Source organism: Streptomyces sp. NPDC059080 (assembly GCF_042739975.1).
Taxonomy (GTDB): Bacteria; Actinomycetota; Actinomycetes; order Streptomycetales; family Streptomycetaceae; genus Streptomyces; species Streptomyces benahoarensis.
This window is the reverse complement of sequence record NZ_JBHYGX010000003.1, coordinates 28,996-42,925: the sequence shown is the minus strand read 5'-3', so window position 1 is coordinate 42,925 and position 13,930 is coordinate 28,996. Positions and strand designations below refer to the sequence as shown.

General features: G+C 73.1%; 3 protein-coding genes. All 3 read right to left on the bottom strand.

Annotated elements, in window-relative coordinates:
* Nucleotides 1–256 (bottom strand): beta-ketoacyl synthase N-terminal-like domain-containing protein (locus ACFWWQ_RS02660; RefSeq protein ID WP_384589495.1); only part of this gene is annotated, 256 nt, incomplete at its 3' end.
* Between the two features lie 565 nt (nucleotides 257–821).
* Entirely contained in the window at nucleotides 822–1,961 is a 1,140-nt protein-coding gene (locus ACFWWQ_RS02655; RefSeq protein WP_384588931.1) for a hypothetical protein, read from the bottom strand.
* A 212-nt stretch (nucleotides 1,962–2,173) separates the two neighbouring features.
* A complete protein-coding gene (locus ACFWWQ_RS02650; protein ID WP_384588928.1) occupies nucleotides 2,174–13,906 on the bottom strand; it encodes a hypothetical protein in 11,733 nt (3,910 codons plus the stop codon).
* Between the last annotated feature and the right edge of the window lie 24 nt (nucleotides 13,907–13,930).

Here is a 13,930-nt window from a genome sequence, read left to right as displayed (position 1 = left end):
GGGGGGGGGGCGGCGGCCGCGGGCGGGGGGGGGCGGGGCGGGGCCCGGGCGGCGCGGGGGGCCCCGGGGGCGCGCCCCCGCCCCCCCCCCCCCCCGGCCCGCCGGACGCCCCCGGGCCGTCGTGGAGCAGCCGCCAGAAAGTGTCGGGGCCGTCCACCCCGGGGAATCGGCAGGACATTCCGACGACCGCGATGGCGTCGGCCTCCTCCGGCGCGGTCCGCCCCGCGTCCGTGTCCGCCTCGGAAGCGATACCCATCTCATTCCTCTCGCTCGCCGCGCGCCGCGGCCGGATGTCCGGCGGGCGGACCGGCCGCCCTGCCGCCGTTCCGCTTGTACCCGCCCGCCGCTGTGTCCGTGTTCCGGGACGGCTCGCGCCCCGCTCGCCCAACTCGGTGATCAGGACCGCCGTCGGCCCGATTCGGTTGCCTCCGCACCAGGTGGGAAAGGCTCCGCCCGAAGGCGTCGCACCGTCTCCTGCGGCCGTCCCGCCGCCCCGTGGTTCCCCGGAGCGCTCCGCCCTCCGGTCGCCCGGCGGTGTTCCGTTTCCGGCCCGGGCGGGACCACCGTGGTACGGGCCCGGCCGCCCGCTCACCGCGCGGCCCTGGTCGTCCCCCACCATTGTTCCAGCCCCCGAACCCGCCACACAGCGCACTCCCACCCCTACCGACCCCTATAAATTCCAGGTGAACAGAGGGTGTCCCCTGAAGAGGTGTCACCACCCGGCACGCGCCGGCGGATCGGCGTCCCGCCCCTCGGCGCCGCCGTCCCCGACGCCACGGCGGACGTCGGGGACGGCCCGGCAACCGGGCGCGATACGGGCGTCAGCCGGTGCACCGCACGGCGACGGCGGACGCCGCGTGGTGGGCGCCGTCGAAGCCGGAGCCGAAGTCGACGCCCTGGGTGTGGAGTTTGACGGCGAGGTGACCGCCGCTGACCTGGAAGGTGCCACCGGACGCCCAGTCACCGCGCTTCTTGGTCTGGTCGACGGTGAAGTCCCCCAGCGCCGTACCGGTCGCGGCGCCGGAAGCGAACACCGAATAGTGGGTCGGGTGCCCGCCGACATGCTTCATGTCGTCGTCCTTGGGCACGTGGACCCGCACCTGGCAACTCCCGGACGTCACCGGCCCGGTGGCGAAGGTCCACAGCGTGTAGTTGCCGTCGTCACCCTTGTCACCGGCCATCGGCACGGAGACGAACGAGCCGTCGCAACCGTCCTTCTTCCAGCCGCCGCTCTTGTGCGTCGTCCACCCCGCGTCGCCGTCGGCGTAGGTGCCGTGCTCCTTGTAGCCGGTGGACTTGTCGGTGCAGCCCGGCCCGGCCATCGCGGTATAAGTGGCGGAGTCGCCGCCCGCCGGGGCTCCGCCCTGCCCGCCGTCACCGGAACCGCCCGACGCCGCACCGCCGTCGGGCTGCCCCTGATGGCCCTGCGGCTGATCGGCACCCGGCACCACTCCGGCGCCATGGCCCTGCCCGTCGTACTCGGACGCGGCGGCCGGCGGCTTCCCGTCGTCGTCGTGGTGACCGGTCAACTGGGAGATGAGGAAGGGGGAACAGAGGAGCAGCGCGCCGGCGATGCCTGCGGCGGCCACCATCGGTTTGGACAACCGGCCGCCCGTCGCCACCAGGCCCGTCGCGGTGTCGGACTCGGCCGACGCGACGGTCGACGCGGCGGACGTGGCAGCCGTCGCCCGGCCGGAGCCGGCCGCCGTCTCCGTCGCCCCCGCGGTCGCGGCACGCGAGGCGGCGTCGGGGAGGCGCCGGGCGGCGGACGTGGGGTCCGCGGAGACGACGGGCACGGTCGCGCCGTCCGTGGCGGGCGGCCTGCCGACTCCCCTGGCCGACGGCGCGGCGGGCACGTCCGCCGCGGCCGCTTCGACGGCGGTGGCCTCGCCGTCCGCCGCCGGCACATCGGCCGAATTCCGCTGCGCGCCGCCCCCCTTACGGGACTCTTCCGGCTCCATGGGCGCCATCATCTCCTCTTCTGCTGTTGCTCTGCGTGGATGTGTGGACGTACGGACGGGGAGGGCCGGGCGGCCGTCCCCTACGGGACGCGTCCGGGACCTGCCGTGGTGCGCCGCTCGGGCAGCGGCCGGACTCCCGCGACGCGCGCGCCACCGCCCGCGCGCCACTGCCCGCGCACAACCGGCCGACCCCGTACGGCACGCGGTGGGTGTCAGGGCCCATCTTCGTACCTCCGCCGCTTGGTGCGGTGCGGGGTGACATCGCCGTCAGGCGGCTCGGGGCTGTCCAGGTCCATGTCAGTGGTCTCCTGGTCCACCGGATCCGTGGCCCCGGGCCCGGAGTCTCCCCCTACCGGTGAGGGCTCGGACCCCGCGTCGGGCGTCGACGGGCCACCGCTCAGCACCTCGAAGATGTCGGCGCCGCCCTGCCCCGTCCCCCGGTCGGACATCTCGATGTCAGCGTCGGCGCCGTCGCCGTGGGAGGCAGCCGCGGCGGGAGAGGACGGCTCCGCTCCGTCCTTCTCGATCCAGAAGTCGCGGACGATTCCGGCGGTATCCACCTGCACCTTGATCGACAGGTCGTCGTGGCCCGGCACCTCATCGGTGTGGTACTCGGGTGTCGTGTTCCAGGCCCGGCCCCGACGGGCCACACGGAAGGCGAGGAGGCGGGCATCGTCCGCGGTGAGCCCGGCGGGCAGGTCCTTCAGATCGGCCTCCGTCTTGTCCCATGCATGCGTACTGAACTTGTGCCGCCGCTGGGCGAGCAGGTACGTGACGGTGTCGTGGCGGGTGGCGTGCGGCGCTTCCTTGTCGGCCGGGTAGGCGTCCAGCAACAGCGCCACCTGCGGATCTGTGGTGAGACTCTCCACAGAACGGTTGAACAGCGCTTCGACGACCGCCTCCCGGTCGTCGTCGGACCGCCAGCCTCCTGGCTGGGCCGGATCCGGCATCGGTGTCTGCTGGAGGGCGGCGGCCAGCAGAGCCCCGATGCTCGGTCGGGTCAACGCGAAGCCCAGAAGACGTTCGGCGTTCTGCTCCGGCTGATGCTGCTCCTCAAGGAGGCCCCTGAGTTTCCAGAACGTCTCATCCTGCAGGTCACCGGGCCTGCCGGCCATGACGATCTTGAAGCGGATCAGCGGGTACCCGTCGCCCCGGCGCTCCTGGTTGTACGTCCGGTCGACCGTGGCCTGGGCCTGCTGCACCAGCTCGGCCACCGAGCGACTGTAGCTCCCGGGAAGGGATTCCGGCACGGGCAGTGCGGCTTCGAACAGCAGGGCCAGGTCGCCGTCGTGGAGCGCGACGTGCGAGACGGAGAAGTCGAGTGTCGTCCCGTCCTGGAGCGGCAGCGTGAGAGGCTGCCGCTCCGCGCACACGTTCTCTTCGCTGCCCCTGGACTCCCAGGTCAGCCGCGGTTGGTGCGGGGCGGGCCGTACCCAGACGTGCCGGCCTTCAAGGGTGTAGCCCTGGATACGGACGCCGTTGCTCTCGCCCGTCCACAGGTATCCGGCGTGGGGCCGGTCGAGTTGGCCCATCTGCCAGAGGAACCGGCCACTGTCCAGGGCCCTGGTGTGGGCGTCCTGGACCGCGTTCCACAGCGTGTCCGCATCCCAGTCCCGCGGGAAGAGGAGGTGCCGCCCACTCCTGTCGGCATCGGCGGCCGGGTGCCACGGCGTGGCGTCGGCCTTCTCGGTGGCGGGGCGGATGGTCGCCTTGAGGAACCGCACCACGGTGAAGACGGTGCCGTTCTGGTTACCGGCCGACGGCTCTTCGTACCAGATGCCTTTCGCCATCGGGATGGTGTCGTGGAAGAAGTGGTGGCCGCCGACGCCCTTGCCGCGGTCTCCGTAGAGGACGAACTTTTCCAGGGTGGGAGTGATGCGCGGCATGTCGTGGGGCAGGGAAGCGGGCAGTTCGTCTCGGAAGAGGGGCGCCTGGAGGGGGCGCCCGGTGCCCGGGTCGGTCTGGTCCTCGTGCGGCACGAAGTCGAGGAGGGTGCCGGTGGCATCGACCACGCCGCGGATGCGCAGGCCGTGGTAGATGCCGTCGAACTCGGTCTCGTCGGTGGTCGTGTCGGGGGTGCCGCCCCGCCTGCGCCAGTCGAGATATGCCTGACGGGCCGTGTGGACGACCTCGTCCTCGGTCATGGTGTCGGGGAACATCAGCACCGTCACATCCGACTCTTCCGGCTGCTCTTCCGGCTTGGCCGAGGGGCTCAGGAGGTCGCCGGCCGCGCTGTGGTGGGCGACGTGGTCCTTGGCGCCCGACGGTCGGCTCCGGAACGTCGCCAGGTAGGTGTGGTTGGGCCGCATCGACCCAGCGACGCGCCGCGGACGTGCGCGGAACGTCGAGTGGTTGCGCGGCGCCAGCCGTCCGGGCCGGTTGGCGTCGGGATCGCCCCACAGCACCTTGTGCCGCACCTCCAGCGGAACGGTGCCCCCGCCGGGGGCGGAGGGCCCGGACCCGGGGGTGTCGCCCACCGCGGCGTTCACCTCCTCGGGCGAGAGCAGCAGCGCCTCCGTCGGGACCACGCCCCGCGTCAAGAAGCCGGTCAGAGAGTCGCTCCAGCCCGACGAGGGGTGTTCCTCGCCCGTCCTGCGTGCCTGGGCGAGCTCCGCCCGTACGCAGGATGCCCAGAGCATCGCGAGGTCGTACGACGACCACCGCAGGTTCGGGGTCGTCCGATGGATCGCGGACGGCAGCTCCGAGCTCGGGACGCGGTCCCACTTGTCGACGAAGGTCGACGACATGAGCGAGCCGTCCTCGTCCGTGGGGCGGATCCGCGTGTCCCGGTACCAGTCCGCGGCGCCGAAGTCGTGCCCCCACTCGTGCGCGATCACGTCCGTCCTGGTGTTCGCGAACCACGTGGTGTTGTTCTCCCGGCCGGAGCCCGGATACAGATGCACCTGATGGTGGGCGACGGCCTTCTCCCCGACGAACTCCACGGTGAAATGCACCAGGTCACCGTTGGGGAAGCGGTGCCCGACGTTGTGGTACAGCATCAGCGCGACCGCGGACTGGTCCTTCTTCCGCTCCGCTTCCTGCGGGGTGACCCCCTCGTGGCGGGTGAGTCGCGCCCGGATGGCAAGGCGGCTGAGCCGGCTGCCGTCGCCCAGCTCGAAGCGCCGCAGTTCGAAGCGCTGGGCGACTATCGGGCCGAGCGAGGTCATCCACCGCCAGAACGTCACCGAGGGAGCGTGCACCTGGAGGGGCGGGAGCGCGGCGACGAGCGGCACCGCCTTGAACCGGATGCCGGGGTAGAACACCACCTGGCCACCCCCTTCCGGCGTGACCGTGCGATCGAGGTCCGGTGCCCTCTCCGAGGAGACGATCACACCGCGGGTACCCGGGCGGAACAGCACCGGCCCCGTGACACCTTCCCGGAACAGGGCGGACGTATCGACGGTGTCGAAACCCTCGAAAGTGACCTCCATGTTCCCGGAAGGGCTGTGCGCCGACTGCCCCGGACCGTGCTGCCCGGGGGCCGGGTCCTGTGCCGGTACCGCGGTGTCGAACTCCAGATTCAGCTCCTCGCCGACGTGGAACGGCATCTGCCGGACGGACATCAGCCGCTTGACGGGCCCGGTACGGGTGGGCAGCAGCCGCATACCGGCCGCGGCGACGGAGGCGGTGGCCACGGCGTCGAGGTCGCGCTCGGCGAGCAGCTCCCGGAAGTCGTGCGGGAGGGCTTTGACGGCCAATTGGGCGACGGCGGTCAGCGCAACCCCGGCCCCGGGCGCCGCCGTGCCCTGCCCCAGCCGGTCGGCTGTGCCGCGTTGCGGGTCACCCATCCGCAGATAGAGCCGCCTGTAGTCGTACGCGTCGAGCACATCGTCCCTGGTGAGGCGGGTCAGCGGATCATCGGCGAGCAGCCAGCCCTGGCGCCAGCGCTGCTCAAGGATCTGCTCCCCCTTCAGGGCCTGGTACCCCTGGCGGATCTGATCCCGCGTCGCGAACAGCCGCGCCAGCTCTTCGTAGCGCTCCTGGTGGACACCCTCGTAGCGGAACAGCCCGACGACGTCGTGCGTGCGGGCCAGGCTGCGATTGCCGTTCGCGTACCAGGTGGAGGCGAACTCCGGGCCGGCCGTGTGCACGGCGGCGTCCGGGGTGAGCTCGCCGTCCGCGTACGGCACGGAGGCGTACGCCTGGAAGAACTGGTGGAGTTCGTGGAAGAGATCGCGCAGACGGTCCGCCAGGGTGTCCGGGAGCGCGGTGGGGATGTTGTCGTCGTCCCGGCCGGAGAGCCGGGACTCGACGGACACGAGGTGCTGGAAGACGTCCTGCGGTCCGGCGGCACCCCTGAAATACGCATCGAACACGCGGCGGGCGTCGAGCGCCTCCAGCGCCGTGCGGACGGCTTCCTTGCCGCCGAAGACGTCGCTCAGCGAGGAGAAGACCTCCTCGACCGGCAACCGCTCGAAGTTGTCGTCGATCCGCACCTCGGCATCTTCCAGCAGCGTCGCGGTCAGCAGCGCGTCCACGGGCAGGGCCCGCCCGGCGTCCTCGCCGGTGGGCGGCCCCACCAGCCGCAGGAATTGCCGGGCCCGCTTGACGGCCTGTTCCGTCCGGAATTCCAGCAGGGAGTCCTGGGAGTAAGCAATGCCCAGGAGCGTCCGGGCGAGTTCGGGGTCGGCCGTTCGCTGGAGATGGTCGAGCAATTGCTCGGGGCCGGCCCCGGAGCGGCGCAGTTCCCTCAGGGCCGGGACGGGCGGGGGCGTGGCCTTTTTCCCGGACGGTCCGGTCCCCTTGACCGTCCACGGCGTCACCTGCTCGGCCAGGAAGCGGGCCACGGCGGTGTCGCGGTGCGGGCCGTCCCAGCCGTCGATGAGCGCGGAGTGCGCGTCGAGGAACGCGTCCAGCTGCTGCTTGCGCTTCCAGTACGAGACGTGTCCCTCGCCGGGCAGCCGCGGCGAAAGGGTCCGGGCGGTCTCCGGCTGCCGCGACTGCTCCCAGGTCGCCAGGTGGGTGCGGAGCTGACGCCGCGCGTCGTGGGAACGGGTGAGGTCGCCCTGCGCCCACTCGTCCGGAGTGGGACGCGGTTCCAGCTCCTGGCTCAGCGGGAAGGGCACCTCCGGGCCGGGGAACGTCGCCGCGGTGGCGGACTGGGCGGGCGGCGCCGGCGTGGCAGCCGTCGCGGAGCTGCGGAGCGTCTCGTTCGCGTGGCCCGCGGCGGACGCCGGGCGGTGCGGCGCCGCACCGGGCGCGGGTGATCCACCGGTGCCGGGGCCGCCGTTGCCCGGCCCGCTGCCGCCGCCCGGGGTGCCCGGTTCCTGGGGGCCGTCCGTGCCCGGCGCACCGGCGTGGCCGGCCGTTTCGTGCGAGGCGTCCGCGAGAGCGCTGAACTCCTTGTCGCGGCCCAGGGCGGCGATGCCTGCCGCCTTCCAGCGCTGCACCGCCCTGTCCCGCAGTCCCTGACGGAGCGTGTGCCACTGGTCCTCGCGCGTGGGCACCGGGGCCTTCCGGCGCAGAAACCTCAGGTTCTCGTCGATCTGCACGGCGCTCGGCTCCATGCGGAACAGGTGGTACGCCACGTCGTCGAGGTCCACGCCGTTCTCCTGCCGGAAGAAGGCGTGGAGGCTGGTGTCGGTCCCGGTGCCGGGCAGCGCCTCGTCCACCGTGAAGGTCAGGGGGAGCTCGGTGCCCGTCACCGTGTGGTGCACCTCGTGGAGATGCTCCCGCAGCTTCTGCACGGCGGAGCGGTACTGCGCGTCGTCGATGCCGCTTTCCGCCGGAGGCCGGGGCACCGTGACGGACAGCTCCATGCCGAGGTCGCCGTCCGGCGACAGCACATACCGGATCGCGCCGGGCACGTCGCGGTGCGGCGACAGCCACACCCGCGTCGGGGCACTGTTCGCGGCGGCGTTGCGGGCGTCCCACCGGCCGGTCGGCTGCAGGGCGTGGCGGGACGGCCGGGCCCAGACGTGTTCCCCGTCGCGCACGAACCCGTCGATGCGCACGCCGTTTCCGATACCGCGCCAGAGGTAGCCGCCGTGGTGCGGGGTGACCTCCCCCGTCTCCAGCGCATGGGCATGTCCCCGTTCCAGAGCCGATTCCAGCTCTTCGGACGACCACCGCACCGGGAAGAACTCGATCAGCTCCCCCCGGTCGGGGGCGTGCTCCCCGACCGGGGCGCTCTCCGAGCCGGACGGTTCCGCGGCCGCGGCCGGCGGGGGCAGCTGCCGCACCCGGACCTTCACCACGCCGTTCGCGTCCTCCCAGGGCACCCACTGCCGCGTTGCCGGGTCCCCCTTCTTGCGCGGCTGGTACGCGAAGCCGCCGCTGTCCCGGTCGTCGGCGTTCGGGAGCGTCCGGGCGGGGACGCCGCGGGCCGCATCACCGTGCCGGAGGCGATGCAGAAAGCCCTCGGTGACGCGCGGCACCGGTGCCGACCGCGAGGACGACGGCCCCGCTTCCCCCGGCCCGGGGCCCTGGGAACCACCACCCCCGGAAGGCCGCTGCGACATGCCGCCCGGCACGCGGGTCAGGCGGCGCCCCTCCGAGTCGATCCACGTCGCGGCCCGCCGCCGCTCCTGCTGCTCCTGCTCCGTCTCTCCGCCGCGGGCTGTGGCCAGTTCGTCCTGCCGCTCCTTCGGGAGCAGCGCCAGCGCCCTCTCCCGTTCGCGCTCGGAAAGTTCGTAGGCACGCTGCCGTGCGGCCTCCGCCCCCTCGTCGAGCAGAGCGTCCAGCACCTCTTGGCGTGCCAGGCGTGTGGCCTCGCGCCGGGCACGGGTCTCGGGCGTCCCCACACCGCCCTCGACGATCACCGGCGGCCATTTCAGGAGGGCGTCCGCCAGGGAGAGCAGCTGCGCGTGGGCCGGGTCGTCCGGCGCCCGGCGCCGGCTCATGATCTGCTCCACCAGCTCCTGTGCGGACATCCCGGTCCTGCGCGCGCGGTCGAGGACTTCTCCGGGCCGGGCCACCTGCCCGTGCAGCTCGCGCAGCGCCTCCTGTTCCTCCTCGCTCCGGGGCTCGGTGTCCCGGGCCCCGGGCTCCGTGGTGCGTGTGCCGTCGTCCGTCCGGTTCTGCTCGGTGAGCAGCCCGAAGATCTCATCGGGGTCCGGGTGGGGGCCGGCGTGGGTGAGGGCGGCCCCCGTCTCCTGGGCGGAGGCGGTGGCGACGCCGAAGCGGTCCTTGTGTGCGCGTTCGTGGGCGAGCCAACGTGCGGCGTCGAGGTCGTCGGGGCCCCAGGTCTTCCGGAACGTGGTGAACCAGTCCTCGCGGGTGCGGGACCCGATGTGCCGCAACTCGTCCTGGGGGACGGCGCGTCCGGCTGCCGCGCCGCCGAAGCCATCGGCCCAGGCCCCCAGGCCGTCGGTGGCGCTGACCTCGAAGAGCAGCCGGGTCTTCAGCTCACCGCTGAGGCTGCCGTGGCCGTCCGTCCAAGCGGCGAACGCCTCGTGGAAGGAGCGCGCGTCGCGCTCCGCCTCCGGCGCACCGTGCTCCGTCCCCGCCGTGCCGTACTTCGCTCCCGGCCCCTCGGAGGCGGTGTCCGCGGCCCCGCTCTCCGTACCCGTCGTGCCGTTCGTACCGTTCGTGCCGTCAGGGCCGTCAGGGCCGTCAGGGCCGGCGGCGGTCGGGTCCGTCAGCAGCCGGGAGGGTGTCTGCCGAGCCGTGCCGAAGACCGTGTCGGGGGTGAAGAGGGCGTCGAACTGTGCGGTGACGCGGTCGACGTGCTCGGTGACGAAGCGGTCCCGGGCGTCCGGTGCCAGGTACTCGGCCTCGTCGGCGGCGAGCTGTTCGGCCTCCGCGCGGGCGGCGCGGGCCGCCTCGGCGCGGGCCGTCGCGAGCGCGATCCGGCGCCGTACCGTCTCCGGCCGGGTGTACTCCTCCAGCAGGTGGCCGATCTCTGCGGGGTCGCGGTTCTTGTCCTGGGCCCAGGCGTCGAGTCGCTGGTGGAGCGCGGCGCCGAGCGTGCGCGCGGCGGTGCGCCGTGCCTCCATCGAGGCGGGCTGCTGTCCGTGCAGCGCAAACGCTCCCCCGAACTTCGCCTTGATCTCCTCGGGTACCACCTCCAGGGCCTGCTGCCAGGTGTCCGCGGCCTGCTCGACCGCCGTGACGGCGTCCTTCGCCGCGGTCTCCTTGGCGATCTGCAGCTCCACCTCGCGGTGCAGCTCCACCTCGCGGGCCCGGCGTCGGGCGTACCAGCTGTCCTGCTCCGGGTCGCCCTCGGTGGGCCGCTTCCTGCTGCCCGGAGGGCCGTACAGCTCCTGCCGGTCCCGGTCGTACGCGTCCCACCACCGGCGGCGGAGCCGTTCGCGGCCGCCGTCGGAGAGCGGCGACGGCGCGTCCGACTCCGTCTCCCGGGCCACGGGCCCGGCGCTACGGGTGACGGACCGGAGCGTCCGCTCGACGTACTCCTCCGCGCCCCGGCGGTGGACGGCGTCCCGAAGGGTCTCGTCGAGGGTGTGGTGCAGTGTGGTCAGGGCCGTGTCGAGCGCCGCGCCCACCGGCTCCGCCTGTGCCCCCAGGTGTTCGGTCAGTACCTCGGCACGGAACGCGCCCTCGCTCAGTGCGTCAAGGGTGGCGATCAGCTGCTGCGGGCCGGTACGCAGCGGTCCGGTGCCGAGGAGTTGTTCCAGGAGGGCGCGGGCCTGCTGCTCGAAGGCGTGCTGTGCCTCGGTGAGCAGGGTCTCCCCTCGGGTCTGCGGCAGGTGCAGGAGGTGGGCGTCGTCGGGGTGCGAGGTGGCGGCACCGGTTTCGGTCTCGTCCAGCAGGGCCCGGGACTCCGGGGTGAGGCCGTCGCGCCAGTTGCCGAACGCCGCCTCGGACCAGGTGCTCAGGTGCTCCACGCCGTGCTCGATCACCCAGGCGCGGTCGAGGTGGGCACGGAGGTTCTCGGGGGAGGACAGCGGGTCGTGGCGGTCGAGGGTGAGGTGGCGTGCGGCGAGTTCCCGCACCTGGTCGTGGAGGCGCCGGAGGACGGCGGAGTGCTGCTCGGCCTCGGCCTGCGACGCGCCGCCCCGGCCCTGCCGCTGGTGCGGGATCAGCCGGTGTGCGTCGGTGGGGACGGCTCCGCCCCCGCTCCGGGCGGAGCCGAACCGGTCGCCGGCCCACTGGTCGAAGACGCTCGTGAAGAACTCCGCCCGGGCCTCGGCCCGCTGCGCCTGCGACAGTTCGCCCTCGTACGCGCCGGCCATCCGGCGCTGCTCCGCGCGCCAGTCGCCGGCGCGCTTCGCGGCATCGGAATGCTCCGCCCACGTCGGTGCCGGGGTGAAGTGGCGCGCGGCCTCCTCGGACGCGGTGAACTCCGTCAGCAGGTCGGAGTGGAGCGTGGTGAGGAAGTCGTCCAGATGCCGGCGGAGGACCTCTTCGGGCGCGGGCAGCGGCCGCTGGGCGGCCAGCAGCTGCTCCTGGACCCACTCCTGCCGCTCCCCGTCGGTCAGCGGGCGCAGCGGGCCGCTGTCGTCGTGCGGCAGGCCGGTCGGCGAGGTGTCGCCGCCGAAGTGACCGGCGAGCGGGCCGTCGGCGCCGAACACCGCCTCCCACAAGGTCCCGGAGCCGTGCGGTTCGCCGCCCGGGGCGTCGGTGACGCCGGCGGTGTGCCGGGCCGCGCGGATCCGGATCATCCGGTCCACCAGGTCGGTGGCGGGGTCCGGCAGGACCTCGGTGCCGGGTCCGGTGGCGGTGGGGTGCCCGGTGGCCGGCAGGGGCGTGCCGGAGTCGGTGGTGACGGGGTGCGGGACGCGCGTGGACGGCGTGTGCTGCGCGGTGCCCTGGGCCGGTGTGACGTTGTTCCCGGCGGTGGGCGCCGATGTGCCGCTTTCCGTGGCGTGAGCCGTGGGCGGCTGCGGCGTGGTGGCGGCGGTGGGCGGGGTGTGGTCGCCGGTGGTGGGGGGCTTCCCCTGCGTGCTGCTGCCGGTGGTGGCGACCTTCTTGGGTGACGGCACCGCCGCGGCGTCCTGGCCCGGCCTGGGCGTGGCGCCGGTGCGGACAGGGTCGTGGCCCGCGTCGGCCTGCGAAGCGGTCCGCTGCGGGTGCGGTGCGCCGCTCTGCGGAGTGTTCGCCGACGGTGCGGCGCTCCGGCCGGGGGCGCCGACGTGCTGCTCCGACGGGGGCGCCCCCGCGGCGCCGGTGAGGTGCGTCGCGGGAGTGTCACCGTCCGGTCCGGTGAAGCCGTCGTCCGAACTGTGGGTGGTGAAGACCGTGTCGGTGTGGGAGACCGTGCTGAAGGTGTCGCTGTCGGCGGAACCGCCCGTGCCCGCGCCCGGGAACCCGGCACCGGAGTCGTCCTTGTCTCCCCCGGAGTCCTTGCCGAAGAACTCCTTGCCGTCCTCCGCCCCGGTCAGGGTGACGGAGTCCGAGGTACTGGTCGTGGCGATGCTGCCCGTGTCCGACAGCAGCGGAGCGGTCTCGTCGTTCACCACAGGCGAGCCGAACAGGCTCTCCTTGGCGGCCTTCAGGCCCCCGCCCACGGCCGTCACCGCCGGGTTGACGACCTGGTCGTGGACGGCCTTCAGACCGCCGCCGACCGCCGCCATCGCCGGGTGGATGGCGTGCTGGGTGATCGGCGGCATGACGTACTCACCCAGGCCACGGCCCGCGGCGCCCGTCACCATGCCGCCGAGGAACGCCCCGCCCGTCGTCTCGAACGTGCCGTTGTAGGTGTAGTTGACCACGGCGTCGGAGAGCGCGTTGTTGGCGCCGTCGGTCATGGTGCCCGCGGCCAGTCCGGCGAGGCGGTAGCGGAGATCACCTTCGAGGTGGGTGCCGAGCACGTCGCGGATGGCCTGGGGGACGCCCTCGCCGAAGAGCGCCTTGCCCTCGGCGCCGAGGTGCTTGGCGGCCACCTCTTCCGCCGAGAGCGGCAGCTCCTTCCCGGCGCCCGCCCCGAGTCCCGTGGCCGCGCCGGGCTCCACGCCCTTGCCCACGCCCTTGGCGGCGCCCCCGCGCACCTCGCCGATATATGCCTGCGCCCACTCCTTGCCGAATGCCCTGGCCTCGTCCGCGGTCATCGCCCTGCCCCCGGCCGACACGGGTGTGCCGCCGAGGTGCTTGGCGAACAGATCACCGGTCTTCTCGGTGAAGGCGTGCGCGATGCTGCCCTTGCCGCCCTCGGTGCCCCTGCCGAGGGGGCCCTTGCTGAACAGGCCCTTCCCGAAACCGTTGGCCAGTTCGTTCTGGGTGTTGCCGACGAGACCGGCGAAGTCCTTGGCGAACGCCTGCCGTTCGGCCTTGCCGAGCCGGCCGACGGGGGTGACGGTCGCGCCCTCGAAGAGGTGGCCGAACTCCTTGCCGAGCGCGCCCTTGACGCCGGTGCCGATGCGGTTGCCGATCCACTTGCCGATGCCGACGCCGATCAGGTCGAACGGCGCGGCGACGGCGCCGCCGATGGCCCCGGCCACCGTGGCCTGGCTCAGGAGGTCCGTGTCGATGGCGTCGCGGTGGCCCTGGCCGATCTGGATGCCCTGGATCACGAGGTCGACCGCGCCGCCCACTCCGGCACCGATCACGGCCTGCGCCGCGATGGAGCGCAGCAACGCCGCGATCGCGTTCATGATGAATTCCTGGACCATCGCGTACTCGAAGCTCAGACCGAGCATCACGCCGGGGCCGAAGAAGAAGCTGAGAGCGGCCATCGCGGCCTGGATCGCGATCATCGCGATGGCCTGGCCGATGATCGACCACTTCGTGTGCTCCACGTCCGTGGCGGTGTCACCGGCGTTCGTGGCGAGCTGCTCGCACTGTGCCGCGGCGGCCGCGAGGATCGGGTGGTCTCCGGAGGAGAGGTACTCCACCCAGTTGCCGAACTGGTCCGCGCTCGCCCCGCTGAACTCCCCGTTGATCCGCTGGGCGACCTCGATGAAGTACTCCCCGGCCTGCCGGAAGTCCCCCGCCGTCTTCCGGTAGGCGGCCTCGGCCTCGCGGAGCACGTCCTCGTCGGCCTGCGGCCATTTCATGCCGATGGCGTTGAGGAAGTCGATGACGTCCTGGGACGGCATGAGGGCCACAGCGGATCCCTTTCTGGTGCTGCT

Bases quoted from the DNA above. Each gene is read 5' to 3' on its own strand.
- ACFWWQ_RS02655 (WP_384588931.1), bottom strand. From the start codon at position 1,961: ATGGAGCCGGAAGAGTCCCGTAAGGGGGGCGGCGCGCAGCGGAATTCG.